The following is a 22,067-nucleotide window of genomic DNA, read 5'->3' as shown; positions in this document are numbered from 1 at the left end:
CGACCCTGCAATGAACGCCGACTCCGCCACCGCCCGGGTATCCAATGCTTTCCTGGATTACCAGTACGAGATCCTCGGGATCGGCGAGCACATGCATTCGTCCGACGTGACGGAAATCTGCATCAACCGGCCGGGTGAGCTGTATCTGGAAACCCGGTCCGGTTGGCAGCGGGTGGAGGTGCCGTCACTGACGTTCGAACGTGCGCGGCAGTTCTGCACGGCCGTGGTCAACGAAAGCAATACCGGGCAGCGCATCACCGACGCCGATCCGATGGTGTCGCTGACCTTCCCGACCGGGCAGCGCGCGCAGTTCGTCATTCCTCCTGCCTGCGATGCCGGTCGCGTCTCGATCACCATCCGCCTGCCCGCCCGCTTCGGCAAGTCGCTGGAGCAGTATGAGGAAGATGGCTTCTTCAATGAGATCCTGGAGCAGGCACCCACTATCAGCGACCATGACAGGGAGCTGTTGGAACTGCGCGCGGAGCGCGATTACGCCAACTTCTTCAAGAAGGCGGTCCAGTACCACAAGAACATCGTGGTATCCGGCGCCACCGGCAGCGGCAAGACCACCTTCATGAAGTCGCTGGTGAACCACATCTCGCACAACGAGCGCCTGGTCACCATCGAAGATGCCCGCGAGCTGTTCCTGCAGCAGCCGAACGTGGTGCACCTGCTGTACTCCAAGGGTGGCCAGAGCACCAGCAATACCAGCGCCAAGTCGTGCATGGAGGCGTGCCTGCGCATGAAGCCGGACCGGATCATCCTGGCTGAGCTGCGTGGCGACGAGTCGTTCTACTTCATCCGCAACTGTGCCTCCGGCCACCCGGGGTCGATCACCAGCTGCCATGCCGGCAGCACGGCCCAGACCTGGGACCAGCTGGCGTTGATGGTGAAGGCGTCGGCCGAGGGCTCGGGGCTGGAGTTCGAAGTCATCAAGCGCCTGCTCAAGCTCACCATCGACGTGGTCGTGCACATCAAGGCGCATGCCGGGCGCCGCTTCATCACCGGCATCGACTTCGATCCGGCGCGGGGGCTGGCGGCATGAACCCGAACGTACTGCCCCGGTTGTTGACGAACCTGGCTGATGGCGGTCGCCTGGCCCGCCACGCCACTGGCCAAAGGAGGACACCATGCTGCCTGGACTGGAAATGATGGCCTGCACCGATCTGGCGGTGCCCGCCGAGATCATGCGCCACGTGGTGAACGTCGAGTCGTCGTTCAACCCCTACGCGATCGGTGTCGTTGGTGGCCGCCTGGCGCGCCAGCCGAAGAACCTGGCCGAAGCCGTGTCCACCAGCCGCATGCTCGAACGCGAGGGCTACAATTTCTCGCTCGGCATCGCGCAGGTGAACCGCTACAACCTCAGCCGGCACGGCCTGGACAGCTACGAGAAGGCCTTCAATGTGTGCCCGAACCTGCAGGCTGGCTCGCGCATCCTTGCTGAGTGCTATGCACGCTCCGGCCAAGACTGGGGCAAGGCCTTCAGCTGCTACTACTCGGGCAACTTCACCACCGGCTTCCGCCATGGCTACGTCGACAAGGTGATGACCTCCTGGCGCAGCGCCGGCAATACGGCCGTGGCCAGCAATGCGATCCCGGTCATCCGCAACGGCGTGCCCACCGGGACCACCACCACATACCGGCGCGCCGTGCGCGATGACGCTGCCGAGCGCTTGGCTCGACGGGTCGAGGAAGCCGCGCTTTCGCGCCTGCTGCCGATGCCGGCCAACTCGACGGCCAATAGCCCGCAGCCGGCGCCGGTCGCCGCGCCGATGCCGGCGCCTGCCGCTGCCGATCCGCGCCTTGCTGGCCTGCTGCCGGCCAGCGATGCACCGGTGCGCGTGCAGCCGATGGGCGGCGCTCCCAACGTATGGCCGGGCGCGGGCCAGCCGGTACAGCCGGGCACCGCACCTGGCACAGGTTCCGCCGGCGGGGCAGGGGGCTCAGCCCCTGCCATGCCGGCAACCGCAGCGCCGCCGCGCGACGCTGCGCTGGTGTTCTAGCACCACCCACGGCTGCCCCCGCAGCCAGGCAACAACGCTGTATCCCTTTCCATCCAAGAGAAGAGACCTGCCATGAAGCACGATGCCAACATCAAGAACGCCCGTCGCACCCTCGCCGCCATCGCCATGGCCAGCCTGTGCATGCTGCCGCTGGTTGCCAGCGCCCAGGACGTGTCCGGCGCACAGAACAGCGTGACCAGCTTCTTCACCAACCTCAACTCGCTGCTGAACATCGCCTCGATCGCGGTGGTCACCATCGCCGTGATCTTCGCCGGCTACCAGATCGCCTTCAACCACAAGCGCATCAGCGACGTGGCGCCGGTCCTGATCGGTGGCTTCCTGATCGGCGCCGCTGCGCAGATCGCCAACATGCTGCTGCCGGACAACGTGGGCAACATCGGCAGCTCGGGCAACAGCGCGATCATCGTGGTGAGCCAGCTGCTGCAGTATGCGTAAAGACGCGTTGTTCCGCGGTTGCACGCGACCGGCGATGTTCCTCGGGGTGCCGTACCTGCCCTTTGCGATCGCCGCCGGCGCGTGCCTGCTGCTGACCTTCTATTTCAACATGTACTTCCTGCTGCTGCTGCCGGTGGTCATCATGGTCATGCGGCAGATGGCACGGCAGGACGAGATGATCTTCCGCATGCTCGGCCTGCGTTGGACCTTCCGTACCCGGGTACGCAACATCAAGCATCACAACGGCATGTGGGTGTTCACTCCGAACAGCTACCGGCCCACTCTCCAAGACACGAAAACGGATTAGTCCCATGCAGGCGCCAGACACTTCCATCGCCGATTTCATCCCGTTGTCTTCCCACGTGTCTCCGCACGTGGTGAAGACCACGGGCGGCGATTTCCTGATTGTCTGGCGCCTGGATGGGCTGCCTTTCGTGGGTCGTGAGGAATGGGAGCTGGAGCACAAGCACAACACCTTCAACCGCATGCTGCAGACCCTGCGGGCGCCGGATTTCGTCAACGTGGCATTCTGGGTGCACGATATCCGCCGCCGTGGCCGCGTGGACATCCGCAGCAAGTACGACCAGGTGTTCAACCAGCAGATGTCCGACGAGTACTACGATCGCCTCTCGTCGCAGAAGATCATGCAGAACGAGCTGTACCTGACCATGATCTATCGCCCGATCATGGTCGGCAAGAAGTTCGTCGAGCGCTCCAGTGACCTGGGGCGCCTGCAGGCCGAGCAGGACCAGGCCATCAACAAGGTGATGGAGCTTGCCGGCAACGTGGAAGCGGTGCTGAAGGATTACGCCCCGCATCGGCTGAGCATGTACGAAGCGGACAACGGCGTGGTGTTCTCCGAAGTGCTGACGTTCTTCGGCTACCTGCTCAACCGCATCGATGAGCCGGTGCCGGTGCTGCGTGCATCGGTGAACGAGTACCTGCCGGTCTCGCGGCACATGTTCTCGGCCAAGTCCGGCGACTACGTCATCAATACGCCGACCGGGCGCAATCACTACGGTGCCATCCTCAACATCAAGGAATACACCGACGCTACCTATCCGGGCATCCTCAATGGACTGAAGTACCTGGACTTCGAGTACGTCATCACCCATTCGTTCAGCCCGATGGGGCGCCAGGATGCGCTGAAGGTGCTCGAGCGTACCAAGGGCATGATGATCTCCTCCGGCGACAAGGCGGTCAGCCAGATTGCGGAAATGGACCACGCGATGGACCAGGTTGCTTCGGGCAACTTCGTCCTGGGTGAGTACCACTTCATCATTGCGCTGTACGCCGAAGACCAGAAGACGCTGTCGCAGAACCTGGCCACCACCCGCGCCGAACTGTCCAATGCCGGCTTCGTCTCGGCCAAGGAAGACCTGGCCGTGTGCTCCTCGTTCTACTCGCAGCTGCCGGCCAACTGGAAGTACCGCACGCGGCTGGCCAACGTCAGCTCGCTGAATTTCCTCGGCCTGTCACCGCTGCACAATTTCGCTACTGGCAAGCGCGACAACAATCCCTGGGGCGAATGCCTCACGGTGCTGCAGACCACCAATGGCCAGCCTTATTACTTCAACTTCCACGCCACTCATCCGGCGGAGAATTCGCTGGGCGAGAAGGCCATCGGCAACACCATGGTCATCGGCAAGTCGGGCACCGGCAAGACCGCGCTGATCAACTTCCTGCTCAGCCAGGTGCAGAAGTACGAGCCGGCGCCGACCATCTTCTTCTTCGACAAGGACCGCGGCGCGGAGATCTTCGTGCGCGCCTGTGGCGGCAACTACCTGGCACTGGACAACGGCAAGCCGACCGGCTTCAACCCGTTCCAGTGCGAGCGCACCGATGCCAATGTGCAGTTCCTCGGCGACCTGATCAAGGTGCTGGCCGGCAAGGGCAGCTACACCGCGCGCGAGGAAGAAGACATCTTCCGCGCGGTGGAGAGCATGCTGGACATGCCGATGCACCTGCGCTCGATGTCCAACTTCCAGAAGAGCCTGCCCAACATGGGCGACGATGGCCTGTATGCCCGCCTGCGCAAGTGGACGGCCGGCAACACGCTGGGTTGGGTGTTTGACAATCCGACCGACGTCATCGACCTGCAGCGGGCCAACATCATCGGCTTCGACTACACTGATGTCATCGACAACGCCGAAGTGCGCGTGCCGGTCATCAATTACCTGCTGCACCGCCTCGAAGAGCTGATCGATGGCCGCCCGCTCATCTACGTGATGGACGAGTTCTGGAAGATTCTCGACGGCGGTGGCGCGCTGAAGGAATTCGCCAAGAACAAGCAGAAGACCATCCGTAAGCAGAACGGCCTGGGCATCTTCGCCACGCAGAGCCCGGAGGACGCGCTGGCCAGCGATATTTCCGCCGCGCTGATCGAGCAGACGGCCACGCTGATCCTGCTGCCCAATCCCAGCGCTTCGCGCGAGGACTATATGGAAGGCCTGAAGCTGACCGAGGCGGAGTTCGAGGTCGTGGTCAGCCTTGACGAACGCTCGCGCAGCTTCCTGGTCAAGCAGGGTCATGGCTCCACCGTGTGCCAGTTGAACCTGCGTGGCATGGACGATGCGCTGGCCGTGATCAGCGCCAGTACCGACAACATCGAGATTCTCGACCGCGTCCTCAATGAACAGTCCCAGCGCCTGGAAGTGGACCGCGACGAGTTGACACCGGAAGAATGGCTGCAGGCGTTCTACGACAACCGGAAGGGATCCGGTCGTGGCGGCGCCCGCAGCAACGACACCCCGGGCCGCCGCACCGCCGTGCGCTGAGCCCCTCCTCCCCGAACCAGACGAAGTGAAGAACAGCAGAGGTGAACCATGAACTCGCAAGGACATCGCCGTAACGATCGCCAGCACAGCTTCGGCCAGGCATGGAAGCAGACGTTTGGTGCTTCCCTGTCCATGCCGCGCGCCAACAAATGGGTCATCCTCTCGCTGGCCGTCGTCTCGTTGCTGGGGACCGGCGCCGCCATGGCGGCATGGCAGGTCAGTGATTCGAGCACTCACAGCCGGCTGGACCAGATCAACCGCAACATTGGCAACAATGGCACCGTCACAGGCCGACTTACCGAAGTCCGCGACCGGATTGGCAACAACGGTACGGTGACCGGGCAGCTTAATGACGTCAACCGCAAGCTGCGGGTGACGCCGCGCAACAGTACCACCACACCGGAAATGATCGCCACGCCAACCGGGGAGGAGGCATTGAATGCGACGCAGCCCACTGCGCTGAACATCGCCATGGATCAGCTTTGCACTGCGGGCGCGAGCACCACGCTCGGCCAGCAGCAACAGCAGTTGTGCATGGCGGCCGCCCAGACCGAGCTGGCGCAGTATCGCTTTTCGATGCGCATGTTCGAACGGGCGCAGCAGAACTATGACCGGCTGAAGCAGCTGGAGGATCGCCGCCGTACCCTGACGGCCGACGACTATGCCAACGTGCAGTACAACACCAATGAACTGCTGGCATTGACGGCGCTGATGGATAACGATCGTGATCGCTATCGCACCTACATGTCCGCCTACGAGGCGCGTGTTGCTCACATCAACAACGCCCGCGCTGCGCTTACGCGTAATGCACTGAAGGGCAGCGGCAGCGTCAATGTGCCAACCGGCCTCAGTATCCCAGGCCTCTAAGGATCAGGAGTAGTTTGATGGACGGCATCGATCTGGGCCAATTCACTCAGTGGGCTTTCTTTGAAATCCTGCTCAATTTCATCAATGGGCGTATTGACAGTTTCCAGGCAGGACTCCTGACCCGGACGATGGGGTGGGTCAGCGGTATTGCCTTGACTCTGCTTACCCTGTGGGTACTGATGCAGGGGTTCCTGATCGTCACTGGCCGGAGCCGTGAGTCGCTCATGGGGCTGGTGGTGGGGTCGCTGCGCGCGTTCCTCATCGTTATCGCCGCCTCGTCGATGTCGTTCGCTGGCGTCAACTTGACCAACTTCCTCACCCGTACCCTTCCGAACGAGATTCATCAGGTTGTCGCCAACGATAGTGGCAATGTCGAAGACTCAATTGACAACAACCTGCGAACGATGGGGTTGATTTTCGCGATGGTCGATGCACTGCCTGTTGAGAGCAGCAGCTCAAACGCCGACGAGCAGAAGATGGTGACCAACCTGACGGGCATTGGCATCGCCGGGCCTTCGGTGATTGGTGGCGCCATGCTGCTGCTCTACAAGATTGCCCTGGTGTTGTTCGTAGGTTTTGGTCCCCTCTTCATCTTGTGCCTGCTCTTCGACCAGACCAAGGAGCTGTTCAAACGCTGGCTCTTGTATGGAATCGGCACCATGTTCTCAATGGCGGTGCTTTCCTTCATGGTATCGGTGGCTACTGCGCTGGTCGCCCGTACCGCGATCGCCATGGTGACGGCCTACCTGCTGTCCGGCACGGAGCTTCTGGGAGGATCGATCGGCTTTGGTGGTGGTTTGAAGTCTGCTGCCGTTCAGCAGGGTGGTGTTGGACTGCTCATGTCCGTCCTGATGGTCATGGCACCGCCGATCGCGGCCATGTTCTTCAACGGTACGTTGGGCCAGTTCGTGGCAAATTCGAGCTTCGGCAACGTGGGTCGCAACAGCACCGGCCAGAAGTCGGACTTTCAGCAGGATTGGGTGGATAAGGAGAAAAAGCTATGAGGTATTTCGGACCGGGGCTGGCTTTAATGGCGTACTTCATGGTGTCAACGTCCTTTGCGCAACAGCCTGGTACCCCCCAATATAATTCGGTCTTCCTGCCCGCCCACGGAGCCGGAGACACCAGGCAGCCCGCCAGGAAATGGGGAGCGGTTGCAAGAGGAGAAGATCTCCAGCTTGGTTGGGCAGTCAACGGAGACTCGGAACAACAGGCGGGCAATCTTGCGGTCCAGGATTGCTTGGCACGTGGGTCGAGCAACTGTCAGGTCGTAGACACGTTCTTCAATTCTTGTGCGGTGGTAGTGGTGGGTCCCTCGGAACGTCGCTTCGTATCGCAACAGAACCGTACCCTGGACCGTGTGCGAAAGGCTGCACTCAAGAAGTGCGGCCCTGAATGCAGCGTGGTGTTCGAAGGGTGTGCTCTGCCTTGAGCTTGAGCTTCTGGCAGAGCTGACGAGGACGAGTGCACGTCGGTGGTCAGCTGGTTTTCCGGAAGGTGACGAAGAAAATGCTGTGCTCGCCTCCGATGGGCGCACCTATCAGCGCCAGGGCGATGGGGAATGGCTGCATGATGGCTGGATCTACGACTCGCTGGCCAAGGGCAACGTCCGCGATGAGTTGAATGGAACCCTTGTCCAGATCCAGGCCCTGCAGTTGCAGGATGCATCCGCTCCGCACAGGGCGGAGCAGGGCACAGGCGGCGAGCTGCCAGGGCTGGAGGGTGGGCTTCCCGTGGTACCGCGTGCCGATCCGTCCTCATCCATTGCCCCGGTCCTGGCGGACAACCCCGCGCATGCTGATTTCCAGACTTATCAACGGATCCACGCCTGGGTGGCGGGCACGGGCAACTGGGACGACGAAGGGAGTCGGAATGTATCGGCGGCGTTGTATCGCCGGCAGGTCGAAGATCCGCTGGTCAAGCGGGTTGACGCGGTGACGGGTCAGTTGGGGAAGGACGGGGAAGAAAACGTCTTCGCCGTGTACAAGCCATTCGGTGAGCAGGCGCCATTCTTTGCCTCCTGCGTGGATGGTCGCCAAGCACGCCACCAACCGGCCGAACAGAGCCTCCTGCAGGCCGAGATGTTGCTGCAGGCCGGGGCGCAGTCGGCTGCGCAGGAACTGAACCTGCGGCAGGGCGCGCACCCTGATCCGGCGCGGCAACCCTCCTTGTAGGCGCGACGCCGTCGTTTCAGCCCCTCACCGCTCGCGTCATTTGGTTAGCGTCGCGTGAAGGTTGTGGCGCCAGATCCCTGCCAGGTGACTGAAAAAATGTGATGTGACGCACTTTCGCAACTTTTTTTTGACGCATATGGCCTCCTCGGCCTGCTAAAGTTGCCAAGCAAGTGCGCCGGACTGGCGCGTGGAGAGGGCACATGGTTGTGTATTCCTGGGATGGATGTAATGAATGAACATGTTCGCTGAAGCCGGTGGGGTAGACCCGATGGTGGGCATGTCGACGTGCGTCCCGCGTTCCGTGGGGCTGCCATGAGCGTTTTCCCCTGGTCGGCCGCCGGCCCGAAGGCGACGCGTACCCGTTCTGCATCCCATGCGCGCGGTGCCCGCCGGGCGATATCGCTGCTTGCCTGCGCCTTCATCCTGCCTCTGGCCGCCTGTGGCGGCCCGTACCGAGCTGATACCCCTATGAATGCCACTGCCGCGGACACCCGCGCCACCCCGCCGCTGCGCACGCTGAATCCGAACCCGCGGCGCGCCTATGAAATCCGCGTGACCCTGGCCAATGCACCGGGCCCGTTCGAGGTGGTCGAAGGAACCGCCCAGTTCGACGTCATCAACGCGGCACAGTGCGGCAAGATCCAGCCGCTCTCCGGGGCGGTACCGACCATCGCCAGCCACGAACCTTTCGCCTTGTCGCGGGTGTCGGATACGGAGTACGTAGGCACCATCCATACCGATGCCATCCTGGACCAGGACTACTACGGCCGCGGTGTCTGCCGCTGGGCCCTGACCGAGGCGCGGGTCAGGCTGCGCGCGCATGCCGGCCAGGCCGGCACCCGCTTCGTGGCGGGCCTGCCGGCGCAGCAGATCATCGCCGCCGGCAGCAAGACCCGCTATTTCTGGAAGGGCTACTACCCGAGCTACGAGCAGAGGGAATTCGGAGATTTCGGTAGCGAGCACCTGCAGGCGGTGTCCGCTGACAAGCGCGACGAGTTCTTCACCATCACGCTGACCGCCCGTGAGACGACGCCATGACCGTCACCACGCGGGACTACGCCAACCTCGCCAACCATGTCTATGAAGACAGGTCCGTTGGCCGGCCGACCGGCGAGGATGCGAATGTATCCATCAACGGCACCATCTACCGTGTCGTCGAACATGTCGAGAACCCGCGAACCGGCTACCAGGGCACGATCTACGAGAAGCTTGATGGCGGCGACCTGATCGTCTCCCATCGCGGCACCGAGGAGATCTGGAAAGACGCGGTCATCGCCGACGGTGCCATGGTGCTGGGGCGGACCAATCCGCAGGCCGAAGATGCCATTGCGCTGACCCGCAAGGCGCTTGAAGAGGCGCAGACGATAGGTGCGCAGCCGGGCAAGTCCGCGCCGGAAGTCAGCGTCACCGGCCACTCGCTGGGTGGCACGCTGGCGCAGGTGTCGGCGCATCATTTCGATCTGCGTGGCGAGACGTTCAATGCCTATGGGGCAGCCAGCCTGGACCGCGGTATCGGTGCCGGCCCCAACGACCGCGTACGCAACCACGTGCTGGCGACCGACGTGGTCAGTGCGGCCAGCCCGCAGTATGGCGAGGTGATCACCTACGCCAAGGAAAAGGAGATCGACGTCCTGCATCAGTCCGGGTACTTCGAGAACCGGTTTGCGGACCTGCTGGTACCCGATGTGCCGGTCGCGGCGGCGGCCCGCTCGTTCGGGGCGCACAAGATGAGCAACTTCATGCCGACCGACTCGGACGGCACTCCGCACCTGTCGGTACTGGACGACCCGCAGGCACGAACCCGTGCCGAGGAACACTCGCGGATGATTGCCGACTATCGCGGTGACGTGATGGACATCCGTCGCGGCGTGACCTTCGTGGCGGGCGGTCCGGCGGGCTGGGTGCGCGACGGGGTCGACCTGTTCCGCGATCCGGTGCCGGCCGGCGAACCGGCGGCGCGAGAGGCGCGTGAGGCTGCAGCTGCGGCAGGCAAGGCGCCGGATGCAACCACCCGCCAGGATCCTTATGTCACCCAGTTGCTGGACGCGGCGCGCGCCGGTGATCCGGACGGCGTGAAGGTGGCGACCCAGGATCTGTATGCCTCGCCGATGGGACGTATGTGGCAGCAGCAGGTGGACCAGCAGGTACAGCACCTCAACCAGCGCGACGCGGCGCAGCAGCAGGCCCCGGCGCAGCGCCAACCGACGCCGGAGCCGATGGAGATGGCCCGTGGTGGTTGATCGCTTTCCGGCCAGGATTTCCGGCGCCCCTGGCGCGGCCCTGCGCAGCCAAGAACAGGAGGATGCATGAACATCAATCACACGGCCTTGGTGGCGCTGCTGGCGCTTGCGCTGTCGGCCTGCGGAGGCAATGCTCCCGACAAGGGCGCACAAGGAACAGCGGCGGCCCCTGCAGCCGGGCCGGCCGCCGCCGAACATGACAAGGACTCAGCAATGACTGCACTCAAACCCCCTTCCGCGGACAGCGTGCTGTACGTGATCTACCAGCGTGACGGCGATGGCGCGGTCAGCTACAAGGTCGATGGCGGTGCCATCGTCAGCTACTGGTACGGCCAGGCGTTCGATCTGAAGGGCAAGCACTATTTCACTGGTTTCACCAGCAGGACCGAAGGCGAGGAAGGCCCCGATGCCGAAGCCGGCATGATGGAGCCGGGCAACGTGGCGATCGGCCAGGCGACCTTCGTGCAGGGCGGTACCGCCGATGCGCCGGCCTGGGTGCAGCTGGACACCGACGGCTATGTCGGCGAGTTCGGCCGCAACGACCAGCCGGAGCCGCTGGATACCGCGCGCAAGGCCCAGACCCATGCGCTGGAAGACGGCCGCATGCTGCTGGCCGTGCCCACCCGTGATTTCAACGAGGGCGTGGCCATGTTCGGCTATGCCATCTTCCTGTTCGACCCGGACAACGTGGACCAGCTGTCGTTCCGCCGCTGGGGCTACCTGGGCAGCATCCATGCCGGCGACGACAATTCGGCCTCCTGTGAGGACGGCGCCGTGACGCCTTGTGCCGTCAGTACCGGTACACTCGCCTTCGGCGCTGTCTCCGGTGGCCTGCCGACGCTCACGGTGAGCCTGTCGGGCAAGACCATCGACGGCCCGGGCAAGCTGCGTGACCTTGGCCCGGCCGACACCCTGACCTACACCTTCAATGCGGACAAAGAGCGCTACGCGCCCTGAGTCCGTCTTACCGGTTGACCGCCCTGTACATGACTCAAGGATTGAGTCCGGTTGACGTCCAGTGGCCCGCCCGGGCCGCACTTCACCTGAGGAGCCAATGATGGCCAGTACCCACGATCGCAAAGAAGTTCTCGACATCATCGAAAAGCAGGCAGGGCGCAGCGGGATTCCCCGCGAGGATTTCCTGCGATTCGCCTATATCGAGACCGGCGGCACCTTCAACCCGGATGCCAACAATACCAAGAGCGGTGCCAAGGGCCTGTTCCAGTTCGTGCCCACCACGGCCAAGGAATTCGGGCTGACCGGCCACGAATTCGACCCGGTGGCCAACACCCGCGCTGCGGCCGACCTGTACGAGCGCAACCGCGACCAGATTGTCAACCGTTCGGAGAAGACCGGCCGTCCGTTCCTGTCCGGTGCCGCTGAACCCAACGGCATGGACATGTACCTGGCGCACCAGCAGGGCGGCGGCGGTTACGCGTCCATCCAGAGCGCCATTGCCACCGGCGAGTTCTCCCGCGATGACACCCGCAAGAACCTGGTGAACAACATCAGTTCGCGTGATTTCGAGCGTTGACCGGCAAGCCGTACGAGACCCTCGCAGGCATGAACGACCGCGAACTGGCGACCTCGTTCACCCAGTACTGGCAGGGCAAGTACTCGGCCATCGAGATTGCCGACCGTGGCATCACCGCCAGCGCGCCGCTGCCCGGCGCGCAGCCGCGGCCGTCGGCACTGGCCGATGGCGTGCTGCAGCGTGGCGAGCGGGGCGACGAGGTACGTTCCCTGCAGGAATCGCTGAACCAGCTGGGGGCGCGCGACGCGCAGGGCAATACGCTGGAAACCAACAGCGGTATTTACGGCAAGAACACCCAGGACGCAGTGCGCAGCTTCCAGCAGGCCAATGCCCTGGAGCCGACCGGACGTGCCGACGAGGCCACCCGCGAAGCAATCAAGGCGCAGCTGGCGCTGCCGCAGAACGAGCGCAATGCCATCGAGCGTCCGGCACCGCCGGCGCGCGGCGAGGGCGCGACCTGGCCGGCGCCGGGCAACGACCGCATCAACGCCGCCGACAAGGCTGGTGAGGGCCGCGGCGAATTCGGTACGCACCGCAGCGGCGGACGCAAGCATGGTGGCGTGGACATCCAGGGTGATGTCGGTGACCCGATCGTGGCCTTCGCAGGCGGGCGTGTCACCGTGACGCCGAACAATGGGGCGGCCGGCAACACCGTGCGCATCACCCACGACGACGGCTCGATGACCAAGTACTTCCACCTGGACGAGATCTCGGTGCGCAACAACCAGCGCATCGAGGCCGGCCAGCCGATCGGGACCATGGGCCGCACCGGCAACACGCCGAAGCACGGCGATACCCATCTGCATTTCGAACTGTGGCGCGACGGCCGCAAGGTCGACCCGCTGCCCGAACTGCGCGCTGCCGGCCATGGCGCCACCGAGCATTCGGGCGGCAAGTCGAATGATGAGCAGACCCTGCGTGCCGGCGCCCGCGGTCCGGCCGTGGCCGAACTGCAGGAACAGCTCAGCCGCCTCGGGTACAAGGACGCGCAGGGTCACCCGCTGGCGCGGGACGGCGTGTTCGGCGATGCTACGCGCCATGCGCTGGAGGACATGCAGCGGGCCCAGGGGCTGAAGGTGGACGGCGTGTTCGGCCCGCAGTCGCGCGCCGCGCTGCAGTCGCATGCACCGGCCCATGCCGATGAGGCGCATGCCAAGCCGGCCGCGCAGGACTCGGGCAGCTTCGTTGATCGCATGTTGAATGCCGCGCGCAATGGGGACGGTGCCTCGGTGCAGAAGGCGATCAGCGATTTCACTTCCACGCTGAGCCAGCCCTGGGCGAAGCAGGCGCAGGAGCCGGTCGCGCAGGCGCAGCAGGCGCAGGACGCGGCCCGCAATGCCAGTGACCCGCAACGCTGAGCCGTGATTGACGGTTGAAGGGAAGAACGTGCGGGGCCGCGATTGCGGCCCCGCACGCAGACAACGAATGATTCACCATCCCCGCTGGCGGACGCGGCGGGCCTTGAGGACAACCGATGAAAACCTCGCTGAAGATCTGCCTGGGCGCGTTGGTGCTGCTGACCTTCAAATTCAACGCACAAGCGGATGGTTATTATTCGCCGCTCAATTACCGCAAGAATGACCCGTTCCTGTTCTGCACCAAGGGCCAGGATCCGATGAAGAACCCGACCCCATGCTGGCGGCCGATCGCGCCGTACACTGGGGAGTGGCTACCGACCGGGTATTGTCGTCCGGAGAACCCGTATGGCAAGAATTGGACCAATGACGACTATGCGTCACTGGCTCAGTATGAAACGACATGCCCCAGTGCGGAGGAATCTGGCCCTTGGGAAGGCGGCGGAATTCCCGAGACCAGCCCCAGCGGCTGGCACTGACCGGCATCGCCAACCGCCACCTGAAGCGCCTTTCCAGCCGCCGCGCCTGATGCTGCTACACTAGCCGGGCCGGCTCGCCGGTATACAAACGTCTTCAGGGCGGGGTGCAACTCCCCACCGGCGGTAGGTGCCCCAGGGCACGAGCCCGCGAGCGCCCCGGCCCACGGCCGGGGGTCAGCAGATCCGGTCCGATGCCGGAGCCGACGGTATAGTCCGGATGAAAGAAGACGGTGCCACAGGGCTCATGTCCTGCGTGCGCCTGTTTGCCTTGCGGCGTTTTTCGCTCACTTTCCGCGGAGAACGTTACGTGTTTACGGGAATCATCGAGGGCGTCGGCCGCCTGGCCGCACGCGAATCCATCGGCGGCGATGTCCGCTTCACCTTCAATGTCGGCAATCTGCCGTTCGACAACGTGCAGATGGGCGAGAGCATCGCCATCAACGGCGTCTGCCTCACCGTCATCGCTTTCGACGCCAGCAGCTTCCAGGCCGACGCTTCCACCGAGACCCTGGGCCTGACCACGCTGGGCCAGCTGCAGGAAGGGGCGGTCATCAACCTGGAGCGCGCCATGCGCCCGACCGATCGCCTGGGCGGCCACCTGGTCAGTGGCCATGTCGACGGCCTCGGCCAGGTGCTGTCGATCCGCGAAGACGCACGGGCCAGCGCTGGCGTTTCGCCGCGCCGGCCGCGCTGCGCCGCTACATCGCCAGGAAGGGCTCGATCTGCGTGGATGGCGTCAGCCTTACCGTCAACGAGGTGGATGGCGAAGGCTTCGAAGTGGCCCTGATCCCGCACACCGTGGCCAACACCGCCTTCTCCGCCACCGGCGTGGGCAGCGCGGTCAATCTGGAAATCGATCTGGTCGCCCGTTATGTCGAGCGGCTGATCAGTGTGCCGACCAACGGTCAGCACCCACAGGGAGACGCAGCATGAATTTCGCCCCGATTCCGGAGATCCTGGAAGACATCCGCCAGGGCCGCATGGTGGTCATTGTCGATGACGAAGACCGTGAGAACGAAGGTGACCTGATCATGGCCGCCGAGCTGGTCAAGCCGTCGGACATCAACTTCATGGTCACCCACGGCCGTGGCCTGGTGTGCCTGCCACTGACCCGCACCCGCGCCGCCGACCTCGGCCTGGCGCCGATGGTGCAGGCCAATACCGCGCAGTTCCAGACCAACTTCACGGTCAGCATCGAGGCCGCCGAAGGCGTCACCACCGGTATCTCGGCGCACGACCGCGCGCACACCATCCGCACTGCCGTGAAGCCCAACGCCAAGCCGTCGGACCTGCACCAGCCCGGCCACATCTTCCCGCTGATCGCCCAGCCGGGCGGCGTGCTGACCCGTGCTGGCCATACCGAGGCCGGCGTGGACCTGGCCATGCTGGCCGGGCTGGAGCCGGCCGGCGTGCTGGTGGAGATCCTGAACCCGGATGGCAGCATGGCGCGCCGCCCGGAGCTGGAAGTGTTCGCGCGCGAGCACGGCCTGAAGATGGGTTCTATCGCCGATCTGATCGCCTACCGCCTGGCCACCGAAAAGACCGTTGAACGCGTGGACGAGCGCGAGATCGACACCGAATTCGGCCCGTTCAAGCTGGTGACCTACCGCGACCGCATCGCCCACGACCTGCATTTCGCGCTGGTCCGAGGTACCCCGGATGCGGAGACCCCGACTTTGGTGCGCGTGCAGGTGGAAAACCCGCTGGCCGACCTGCTGCATTGGCGCCGCGACGACTTCGGCGTGGCCGCCACCGATGCCCTGCGTGCGATCGATGCCCAGGGCACGGGCGTGATGGTGGTGCTGTCGGCCCCGCGCGATGGCGAAACCTGCTGGCCCGCCTGCGCCAGCAGCCGGCGCCGGTGGTGCCGGGCAAGGACAAGGACGTGGGCCAGTGGCGCCGCAACGGTGCCGGCGCGCAGATCCTGTCCGACCTGGGCCTGGGCAAGCTGCGCGTGCTGGGCACCCCGCGCCGCCAGGTCGGCCTGGCCGGTTACGGCCTGGAAGTGGTGGAGACGGTCACCCTGTAAGCCGCTTGGCGTGCCGACCAACGGTCGGCACCCACCGTCTGCCCTCTGGTGGGTGCCGACCATGCCCTACCTCGGGTGGGTGCCGACCGTTGGTCGGCACACCCTGCGGGCCCCCACCAGCCACGGCCGGGGCCCATCCACGCTAGAATTACCCCCTTATCGAGTTCCCCAAGCCGCATATGAGCCACTACGAAGGCGATCTTCGCACTCCCGAATCGGCGCGCTTCGCCATCCTGGCCAGCCGCTGGAACGCCCGCATCACCGATACGCTGGTCGCTGGCGCCCGCCAGAGCCTGGCCGGCAACGGCATCACCGAAGCCAACATCGACGTGATCCGCGTGCCGGGTGCCTGGGAACTGCCGCTGGTGGCCGCGCGCCTGGCGGCCGCCCATGAACACGCCGCCATCCTCACCCTGGGCTGCGTGATCCGGGGTGATACCCGCCACTACGAACACGTGGCCGACCGCTGCGCCGAAGGCCTGATGCGCGTGCAGCTGGACTTCGGCGTGCCGGTGCTGAACGGCGTGCTGGCGGTGGAACGCGTGGAAGACGCCGAGGCCCGCGCAGGCGGCAGCCACGGCAACAAGGGCGAGGAAGTCGCACTCGCCGCATTGGAAATGGTCAATCTTCTGGAGCAGCTGCCATGAACAAGAACACCCAGGGCAAGCCCTCCGGTAAACCCGTCCGCCGCGATGGCGTCGATCCGGTGCTGCGCTCGCGCGCGCGCCGTCGTGCCGTGCAGGCCATCTACGCCTGGCAGATCTCCGGCGGCAACGCGCAGTCGCTGATCGCCCAGTTCGCCCACGAGCAGGCCCGCGAAATCGCCGACCTGGCGTATTTCGAAGCGCTGGTTCACGGCGTGCTCGACCATCGTCGCGACATCGACGAAGCGCTCGGCCCGTACCTGGACCGTGGCATCGAAGAAGTCGATGCGATCGAGCGTGCGGTGCTGCGCCTGGCCGCCTACGAGTTGCGGCATCGCCTGGACGTGCCGTACCGCGTGGTGATCAACGAAGCCATCGAATCGGCCAAGCGTTTCGGTTCCGAGCACGGCCACACCTACGTCAACGGCGTGCTGGATCGTGCCGCCGTGGAATGGCGCAAGGTCGAATCGGGTCACTGACCTGGTTTCTGTAGAGCCGAGCGATGCTCGGCTCACCGTGCAGCGCACGGTTGCGTCCGGCAGTGCGGCGCGTGATCGAACTGCAGCCGAGCATGGCCCGGCTCTACAAGAAAGCAGAACGCCCCATGTCCCTGGCCGAATTCACCCTCATCGACCGCATCCGCGCCCGCACCCTCGAGCGCGACGACATCCTGCTCGGCATCGGTGACGACGCCGCGCTGCTGCAGCCGCGTGCCAATGAGCAACTGGTGGTCACCGCCGATACGCTCAACAGTGGCGTGCACTTCCCGGTGGAAACCCCGGCCTTTGATATCGGCTGGAAGACCCTGGCGGTCAACCTGTCGGACCTGGCCGCGATGGGCGCGCGCCCGGCGTGGTGCACGCTGGCACTGTCGCTGCCGGAAGCATCTGAAGACTGGATCGAGGCCTTTGCCGATGGCTTCTTCGCCCTGGCCGACCAGCACGACATCGCGCTGGTCGGTGGCGACACCACGCGCGGTCCGCTGTCGCTGTCGGTGACCGCGATGGGCCAGGTCGGGCGCGGCCAGGCGCTGCGCCGCGATCGCGCACAGGTGGGCGATGACATATGGGTGAGCGGCACGCTGGGCGATGCCGCCGGCGCGCTGCGCCTATGGCAGCAGGGCGCGCTGAGCGTGACCACCGCTACCCTGCTGGCCGACTACGAAAGCCTGCGCCTGCGCCTGCTGCGGCCGACGCCGCGCGTGACCCTCGGCCTGCGCCTGCGTGCCTTCGCGCATGCGGCGGTGGATGTCTCCGACGGCCTGCTGGCCGATCTGGGCCACATCGCCACGCGCAGCAACGTGGCCGCGCATGTCGAGGCTGATTCGCTGCCGATCTCGCACGCGCTGCGTGAGCTGCTCGGCCGCGAAACTGCGCGCGAGTGCGCTCTGCGCGGGGGCGACGACTACGAGCTGTGTTTCACCGCGGCTGCCGACCAGCGCGATGCGCTGCACTACCTGGCCGAATCGCTGGACGTGCCGCTCACCCGCATCGGCCGCATCGCCGAAGGGCAGGGCGTGCACGTGGACGGCGAAGCCGCCGACGGCGGATACCAGCACTTCGCGTAGCCGCAGCGGTACTGCACTGGTGGGTGCCGAGCTTCGGGGGGTCAGATCCCTTTGCGCCGCAAAGGGATCTGACCCCAAGTGAAATACATCGATGTTGCTCTGGTAGGTACCAACCTTGGTTGGCACGGATGTGTCAGTCGCCCTTGGCAACACCGTGTCGACCAAGGCCGACACCTACCAACGCGGGCTGGTTACACGTGCGGAACCGCTGCATCGAAGCGGTTGTTGCCCGGCGTGCCGGGTAGCAGCAGGAACACCAGCACCACCAGGCCCACAATCGGCACCAGCATCAGCAGGTACCACCAGCCGGAACGGTCGGTGTCATGCAGCCGGCGCACGGTCACTGCAATCATCGGCACGATGATCGCCAGCCACACCAATGCGCCCACGCCCGTCGATATCAGTGCCAGCGTGCTTGAACCGGTGTAGCCAGCAATGAAGCCCAGCACATTCGACGGTATCAGCACGATCACGACGAACAACTGGAACCACCAGAATTCACTGCGACTGGCGCGCCCGCTGAACTGTGCGTAGCGGGTAAGCGGAATCATCATCTTGTGCATCTGGGCACTCCCTGAAAAGAAGTGCGCACTATTGGTGCTCCTGTGATGAGGAGCCATCGGAATCGTTGCAATTGCGCGCAGTGCGCGACTGAACTGAGCGCTACCCCGCAGTTCTCCTTGTTGGATGCTTACACTGCCCGCAACTGCACATCCACATACTCGGCCAGTCCACGGCAGGCCAGCAGCAGGCCCTCGCGCGCGCCATCGCCTATCTGCTGATCAATATCCCCGTCCACGCGGACGCGTTCGGTGGCGTGCAGCAGCTCCAGCAGGAAACTCAGCCCCGCATTGGCGCGGTCGATGCGCGCCAACGCCAGGCGCTGGCCGGGTGAACGGTTGTTGCCGGGCCACGGCTGGCCATCGGCGGCATCGCCCTGGCGGATGTACTGCAGGCAGGCCTGCAGGGTGATGGCCCCAGCGCTGTTACCGGTCTGCAGCGCAACGAAGGTGTCTTCCAGCGTGCGGGCCAGGTCATCGGGCAGGCGCGTGGCGGCCTCGCCCAGGGTGGCGAACAGGTGCGGGTAAGGGGAAGCGGTCATGGCGGCGTCCTTGTGCAAGCGGCAAGGGGCCACCCTGCTTAACAGCGAGGGTGGCGGACGGTGCGTGGTTCCAATACCGGTGGCTAACGTCGTCAAACGCCGGCGGGCACGAGGCCCCCACGCACCGCCCGCCATAGGTGCGCGGACAGAATGCCTGCCGACGCCACCCAACAAGGAAAGGGCGACGCCGGCAGGCAAGCGAAACGACATTAACCGAACGGGATTGGAAGCCCGTGCCACCCGTTGTCGGTGGCGCTACATCATTTGCGGGAAGCGCCAGCACTGCCAATGAGAAAGATTTGAAAATTCAAAGAAGGTGCAGACGCGTGGCGCGCGCCTCGGCATGGCAATCGCGACATTCCTGTAGAGCCCACGCTCGGATCATCGCGATCTGATCGAAAAGCGGCCGAGCATGGCTCGGCCCTACAGTGGCCATCGGCTGCATCGGGCCTAAACACACGCCTGCGCTGTCGCGACTGTCCATTGAATGACTGCGCCATCGATGGCGATGCTGCCGGATCACTTGCTGCTGGTCACCTGCATGTCGTCTCCCGAACGTTCCCACAACGCTGCCATTGATGGCCTGCGTGCACTGGCGGTGCTGGCCGTCGTCCTCTTCCACACCAACGCGACGTGGCTGCCCGGCGGCTTCACCGGGGTGGACCTGTTCTTCGTGGTCTCCGGCTTCGTGATCAGCCAGTCGCTGGCGTCGCGTGCCAACGCATCACTCGGCGCACTGCTGCTCGACTTCTACCGGCGCCGCGTGCTGCGCCTGTTGCCTGCGCTGCTGGTGATGTTGATGGCCACCTTCGTGCTGTCGGCGCTGTTCATTCCCCGCGCGTGGCGCAACGAGCAGTTCGACCAGACCGGCTGGGCCGCCCTGGTCGGCTTCAGCAACATCGTGCTGGCGGGTCAGCAGGACGACTATTTCTCGCCCGGCGCTGAACTCAATCCGTTCCTGCATACGTGGACGCTGGGTGTGGAGGAGCAGTTCTACCTGGTCTTCCCGCTGCTGTTCTTCGTCTGGCTGCGCGGGCGCGCGCGCTGGCCGTGGTCACGTTGGCTGCTGCCGGTGCTCACCGTGCTGTCGCTGGCGTGGGCCGCGTGGCAGGCGGAGGCAGTACCGGCGGCAGCGTTCTATCTGCTGCCTGCGCGGTTCTGGGAGCTGGCTGCGGGCGCGCTGCTGTATCAGTGGATGCATAAACGTACGCCACGCCAGGGCAGCGACGCGGCTGCCGTGGCGGGCCTGGCGCTGCTGGCCGCGGGTGTGCTGATCGCCCCGCAGTTGGCGATGCCGGTGCCGGGCGTGCTGGCCACCGTGGCCGGTACCCTGCTGCTGTTGGCGAGCGTGTCGACAGCGGGGACATCGCGCATCGCCCGTGCGCTGGGCTGCACACCGCTGGCCTACCTGGGCCGGCTGTCCTATTCGCTGTACCTGTGGCATTGGCCTCTGCTGGTGCTGCTGCGCTGGACGTATGGCCTGCACGGTGCTGCGCTGTGGCTGTATCCCGTGCTGCTGCTGGCGGTGTCGGCCGCGTCCTACCACTTCATCGAGCGCCCACTGCGCAGTGCGGCGCCGCTGCTGCGGCTGGCACCGGCCAAGGTACTGGCGATGGCGTTGCCGCTGGGGGCGCTGTGCGGTGCCGGCGCCTGGGCCACGGTGGAATACCACGAACAGGTCTCGCTCAGCGTCACCCGCGACGGCTACGCATGGCAGGCGCGCCGCTACCCCGCGTGGCGCCCGCTGGAGCCGGTGAGTGCGCCGGCGCTTGAAGGGCGGCGCCTGTTCGTGGCCGGTGATTCGCATGCGGCGGCGTATCGCACCATGACCAGCATGGTCGCGCGGCAGACCGGCATGGAGGTGCGCCAGCAGGATCGCGGCGGCTGCAGCTTCGTCAATCTGCTGCGGGCCAGCCCCACCGACTGCCAGGCCTTCATTGAAGGCGCGTTGTCCACCATCGAGCGCGAGGCGCGCCCCGGTGACTTCGTGCTGCTGGCGGCCCTGCGCATGCCGGAGCTGCGCGGGTTCGACTGGCAGCGGCAGGATGCACAGCAGATCTATCGCCGCTTGCTGGATGAGCGCACGCCTGCGAACGCACGGGCCGCGCGTGATGAGGCCGATCGGGTTCTGGGGCGTCTGCAGAAGCTGGGCGTGCACGTGGTCATCGACGCGCCGCTGCCGTTGTTCAAGGCTGGGGCCTACCGGTGCTCGGACTGGTTCAACCGCCACAACCCGGCATGCGCGGGAGGTCTGAGTATGTCGCGCGCGGATCTGGAGAGGCTGCGCGCGCCGCAGATGGCATTGCTGGGTGAACTGGCCGCGCGCTATCCAGCGCTGGCCGTCTGGGACCCGCTACCGCTGCTGTGCGGGCCGCAGACCTGTTCGGCGGTGGAAGAGGGTGAACCGTTGTTCTTCGACAACGATCATCTGAGCGGGCACGGCAATCGCGTGCTGCTGCCCGGCTTCCGGCAGACCCTGATCGATATTGCGAACGACGCGCCGTTGTAGAGCCGAGCCCACGCTCGGCCTTCGCGCGCAGCGCGGGAATTTCGCGAACGGAATGGAGAGCAGCCGAGCATGGCTCGGCTCTACAGGAGCGCGAAGGTGAACGACACGTTGTAGAGCCGAGCCCACGCTCGGCCTTCGCGCGCAGCGCGGGAATTTCGCGAACGGAATGGAGAGCAGCCGAGCACCGGCTCGGCTCTACGGGAGCGCGGAGGTGAACGACACGCCGTTGTAGAGCCGAGCCCACGCTCGGCCTTCGCGCGAAGCGCGGGAGTTGCGCAAACGGAATGGAGAGCAGCCGAGCATGGCTCGGCTCTACAGGAGCGCGAAGGTG

The 22,067-nt window shown here is 65.0% G+C and carries 21 protein-coding genes, 2 pseudogenes and 1 riboswitch; of the genes and pseudogenes, 21 read left to right on the top strand and 2 right to left on the bottom strand.

The window, feature by feature from the left end:
* The first annotated feature begins 10 nt into the window (after nucleotides 1–10).
* From virB11 to thiL, 20 genes and pseudogenes are all read left to right on the top strand, one after another.
* Nucleotides 11–1,045: a P-type DNA transfer ATPase VirB11 gene (gene virB11 / locus A9K58_RS10495; protein WP_065199311.1), complete on the top strand. Its 1,035-nt coding sequence runs from the start codon at nucleotides 11–13 to the stop codon at nucleotides 1,043–1,045.
* Between the two features lie 85 nt (nucleotides 1,046–1,130).
* On the top strand, nucleotides 1,131–2,003 hold the full coding sequence (locus A9K58_RS20130) for a lytic transglycosylase domain-containing protein (protein ID WP_081284025.1): 873 nt from the start codon (nucleotides 1,131–1,133) through the stop codon (nucleotides 2,001–2,003).
* A 72-nt stretch (nucleotides 2,004–2,075) separates the two neighbouring features.
* Nucleotides 2,076–2,459: a TrbC/VirB2 family protein gene (locus tag A9K58_RS10485; RefSeq protein WP_065199310.1), complete on the top strand. Its 384-nt coding sequence runs from the start codon at nucleotides 2,076–2,078 to the stop codon at nucleotides 2,457–2,459.
* Entirely contained in the window at nucleotides 2,452–2,766 is a 315-nt protein-coding gene (locus tag A9K58_RS10480) for a VirB3 family type IV secretion system protein (RefSeq protein ID WP_065199309.1), read from the top strand. Before A9K58_RS10485 ends, A9K58_RS10480 begins: the two co-directional genes overlap by 8 nt.
* A gap of 4 nt (nucleotides 2,767–2,770) precedes the next feature.
* Nucleotides 2,771–5,236: a VirB4 family type IV secretion/conjugal transfer ATPase gene (locus A9K58_RS10475; RefSeq protein WP_065199308.1), complete on the top strand. Its 2,466-nt coding sequence runs from the start codon at nucleotides 2,771–2,773 to the stop codon at nucleotides 5,234–5,236.
* 48 nt (nucleotides 5,237–5,284) lie between these two features.
* Complete coding sequence (locus tag A9K58_RS10470) at nucleotides 5,285–6,103, top strand: hypothetical protein (RefSeq protein WP_065199307.1); 819 nt, start codon at nucleotides 5,285–5,287, stop codon at nucleotides 6,101–6,103.
* Between the two features lie 17 nt (nucleotides 6,104–6,120).
* Nucleotides 6,121–7,107, top strand: a complete 987-nt coding sequence (locus A9K58_RS10465; RefSeq protein WP_065199306.1) for a TrbL/VirB6 family protein — start codon at nucleotides 6,121–6,123, stop codon at nucleotides 7,105–7,107.
* Nucleotides 7,104–7,535, top strand: a complete 432-nt coding sequence (locus A9K58_RS20200; RefSeq protein WP_081284024.1) for a DUF4189 domain-containing protein — start codon at nucleotides 7,104–7,106, stop codon at nucleotides 7,533–7,535. Before A9K58_RS10465 ends, A9K58_RS20200 begins: the two co-directional genes overlap by 4 nt.
* Nucleotides 7,536–7,617: 82 nt before the next feature.
* Nucleotides 7,618–8,277 carry an XVIPCD domain-containing protein gene (locus tag A9K58_RS20125; protein WP_065199305.1) on the top strand — a complete coding sequence of 220 codons (660 nt, stop codon included), beginning with the start codon at nucleotides 7,618–7,620 and terminating at the stop codon, nucleotides 8,275–8,277.
* 468 nt (nucleotides 8,278–8,745) lie between these two features.
* Entirely contained in the window at nucleotides 8,746–9,315 is a 570-nt protein-coding gene (locus A9K58_RS10455) for a hypothetical protein (protein WP_065199304.1), read from the top strand.
* The gene (locus A9K58_RS10450; RefSeq protein ID WP_065199303.1) at nucleotides 9,312–10,517 is read left to right on the top strand and encodes a Tle-like phospholipase domain-containing protein; all 1,206 of its coding nucleotides are present in this window, start codon (nucleotides 9,312–9,314) and stop codon (nucleotides 10,515–10,517) included. Before A9K58_RS10455 ends, A9K58_RS10450 begins: the two co-directional genes overlap by 4 nt.
* 66 nt (nucleotides 10,518–10,583) lie before the next feature.
* A complete protein-coding gene (locus A9K58_RS10445; RefSeq protein ID WP_081284023.1) occupies nucleotides 10,584–11,474 on the top strand; it encodes a hypothetical protein in 891 nt (296 codons plus the stop codon).
* 100 nt (nucleotides 11,475–11,574) lie between these two features.
* A complete protein-coding gene (locus tag A9K58_RS10440) occupies nucleotides 11,575–12,051 on the top strand; it encodes a transglycosylase SLT domain-containing protein (RefSeq protein ID WP_196769187.1) in 477 nt (158 codons plus the stop codon).
* A gap of 29 nt (nucleotides 12,052–12,080) precedes the next feature.
* Nucleotides 12,081–13,409: a peptidoglycan-binding protein gene (locus tag A9K58_RS10435; protein WP_155760474.1), complete on the top strand. Its 1,329-nt coding sequence runs from the start codon at nucleotides 12,081–12,083 to the stop codon at nucleotides 13,407–13,409.
* 116 nt (nucleotides 13,410–13,525) lie between these two features.
* On the top strand, nucleotides 13,526–13,885 hold the full coding sequence (locus A9K58_RS10430; protein WP_065199300.1) for a hypothetical protein: 360 nt from the start codon (nucleotides 13,526–13,528) through the stop codon (nucleotides 13,883–13,885).
* A gap of 86 nt (nucleotides 13,886–13,971) precedes the next feature.
* Nucleotides 13,972–14,118: riboswitch (FMN riboswitch) on the top strand.
* Between the two features lie 74 nt (nucleotides 14,119–14,192).
* A pseudogene (locus A9K58_RS10425) lies at nucleotides 14,193–14,818 on the top strand (riboflavin synthase).
* A pseudogene (gene ribB, locus A9K58_RS10420) lies at nucleotides 14,815–15,914 on the top strand (3,4-dihydroxy-2-butanone-4-phosphate synthase). Before A9K58_RS10425 ends, ribB begins: the two co-directional pseudogenes overlap by 4 nt.
* A 179-nt stretch (nucleotides 15,915–16,093) precedes the next feature.
* Nucleotides 16,094–16,561 carry a 6,7-dimethyl-8-ribityllumazine synthase gene (ribH, locus tag A9K58_RS10415; protein ID WP_010481977.1) on the top strand — a complete coding sequence of 156 codons (468 nt, stop codon included), beginning with the start codon at nucleotides 16,094–16,096 and terminating at the stop codon, nucleotides 16,559–16,561.
* Nucleotides 16,558–17,037: a transcription antitermination factor NusB gene (gene nusB, locus A9K58_RS10410; protein ID WP_065199299.1), complete on the top strand. Its 480-nt coding sequence runs from the start codon at nucleotides 16,558–16,560 to the stop codon at nucleotides 17,035–17,037. The genes ribH and nusB overlap by 4 nt, the downstream gene beginning before the upstream one ends.
* 125 nt (nucleotides 17,038–17,162) lie before the next feature.
* Nucleotides 17,163–18,125 (top strand): thiamine-phosphate kinase, encoded by a 963-nt coding sequence (gene thiL / locus A9K58_RS10405; RefSeq protein WP_081284034.1) that lies wholly within the window; start codon nucleotides 17,163–17,165, stop codon nucleotides 18,123–18,125.
* 191 nt (nucleotides 18,126–18,316) lie between these two features.
* Here the strand turns inward: thiL and A9K58_RS10400 are convergent, their stop codons facing one another.
* Both A9K58_RS10400 and A9K58_RS10395 read right to left on the bottom strand, forming a co-directional pair.
* The gene (locus A9K58_RS10400) at nucleotides 18,317–18,688 is read right to left on the bottom strand and encodes a DUF805 domain-containing protein (RefSeq protein ID WP_065199298.1); all 372 of its coding nucleotides are present in this window, start codon (nucleotides 18,686–18,688) and stop codon (nucleotides 18,317–18,319) included.
* Between the two features lie 128 nt (nucleotides 18,689–18,816).
* Nucleotides 18,817–19,227, bottom strand: a complete 411-nt coding sequence (locus A9K58_RS10395) for a hypothetical protein (RefSeq protein ID WP_065199297.1) — start codon at nucleotides 19,225–19,227, stop codon at nucleotides 18,817–18,819.
* Nucleotides 19,228–19,714: 487 nt separating this feature from the next.
* On the opposite strand from A9K58_RS10395, the gene A9K58_RS10390 reads away from it, so the two are divergent.
* Nucleotides 19,715–21,736 carry an acyltransferase family protein gene (locus A9K58_RS10390; RefSeq protein WP_065199296.1) on the top strand — a complete coding sequence of 674 codons (2,022 nt, stop codon included), beginning with the start codon at nucleotides 19,715–19,717 and terminating at the stop codon, nucleotides 21,734–21,736.
* Nucleotides 21,737–22,067: the final 331 nt, after the last annotated feature.

Origin of the sequence: Stenotrophomonas maltophilia, from assembly GCF_001676385.1 — a bacterium.
Lineage (GTDB): Bacteria > Pseudomonadota > Gammaproteobacteria > Xanthomonadales > Xanthomonadaceae > Stenotrophomonas > Stenotrophomonas maltophilia_J.
This window is presented reverse-complemented; position numbering and strand designations above follow the sequence as displayed.

Excerpts from the sequence above, each read along its gene's own strand:
- thiL (WP_081284034.1), top strand. The coding sequence starts at position 17,163 with ATGTCCCTGGCCGAATTCACCCTCATCGACCGCATCCGCGCCCGCACC.
- A9K58_RS10475 (WP_065199308.1), top strand. The coding sequence starts at position 2,771 with ATGCAGGCGCCAGACACTTCCATCGCCGATTTCATCCCGTTGTCTTCC.
- A9K58_RS10450 (WP_065199303.1), top strand. The coding sequence starts at position 9,312 with ATGACCGTCACCACGCGGGACTACGCCAACCTCGCCAACCATGTCTAT.
- A9K58_RS10470 (WP_065199307.1), top strand. The coding sequence starts at position 5,285 with ATGAACTCGCAAGGACATCGCCGTAACGATCGCCAGCACAGCTTCGGC.
- A9K58_RS10390 (WP_065199296.1), top strand. The coding sequence starts at position 19,715 with ATGACTGCGCCATCGATGGCGATGCTGCCGGATCACTTGCTGCTGGTC.
- virB11 (WP_065199311.1), top strand. The coding sequence starts at position 11 with ATGAACGCCGACTCCGCCACCGCCCGGGTATCCAATGCTTTCCTGGAT.
- A9K58_RS20200 (WP_081284024.1), top strand. The coding sequence starts at position 7,104 with ATGAGGTATTTCGGACCGGGGCTGGCTTTAATGGCGTACTTCATGGTG.
- A9K58_RS10440 (WP_196769187.1), top strand. The coding sequence starts at position 11,575 with ATGGCCAGTACCCACGATCGCAAAGAAGTTCTCGACATCATCGAAAAG.
- A9K58_RS10400 (WP_065199298.1), bottom strand. The coding sequence starts at position 18,688 with ATGCACAAGATGATGATTCCGCTTACCCGCTACGCACAGTTCAGCGGG.
- A9K58_RS10465 (WP_065199306.1), top strand. The coding sequence starts at position 6,121 with ATGGACGGCATCGATCTGGGCCAATTCACTCAGTGGGCTTTCTTTGAA.
- A9K58_RS10395 (WP_065199297.1), bottom strand. The coding sequence starts at position 19,227 with ATGACCGCTTCCCCTTACCCGCACCTGTTCGCCACCCTGGGCGAGGCC.
- ribH (WP_010481977.1), top strand. The coding sequence starts at position 16,094 with ATGAGCCACTACGAAGGCGATCTTCGCACTCCCGAATCGGCGCGCTTC.
- A9K58_RS10485 (WP_065199310.1), top strand. The coding sequence starts at position 2,076 with ATGAAGCACGATGCCAACATCAAGAACGCCCGTCGCACCCTCGCCGCC.
- nusB (WP_065199299.1), top strand. The coding sequence starts at position 16,558 with ATGAACAAGAACACCCAGGGCAAGCCCTCCGGTAAACCCGTCCGCCGC.
- A9K58_RS10435 (WP_155760474.1), top strand. The coding sequence starts at position 12,081 with ATGAACGACCGCGAACTGGCGACCTCGTTCACCCAGTACTGGCAGGGC.
- A9K58_RS10455 (WP_065199304.1), top strand. The coding sequence starts at position 8,746 with ATGAATGCCACTGCCGCGGACACCCGCGCCACCCCGCCGCTGCGCACG.
- A9K58_RS10445 (WP_081284023.1), top strand. The coding sequence starts at position 10,584 with ATGAACATCAATCACACGGCCTTGGTGGCGCTGCTGGCGCTTGCGCTG.
- A9K58_RS10480 (WP_065199309.1), top strand. The coding sequence starts at position 2,452 with ATGCGTAAAGACGCGTTGTTCCGCGGTTGCACGCGACCGGCGATGTTC.
- A9K58_RS10430 (WP_065199300.1), top strand. The coding sequence starts at position 13,526 with ATGAAAACCTCGCTGAAGATCTGCCTGGGCGCGTTGGTGCTGCTGACC.
- A9K58_RS20130 (WP_081284025.1), top strand. The coding sequence starts at position 1,131 with ATGCTGCCTGGACTGGAAATGATGGCCTGCACCGATCTGGCGGTGCCC.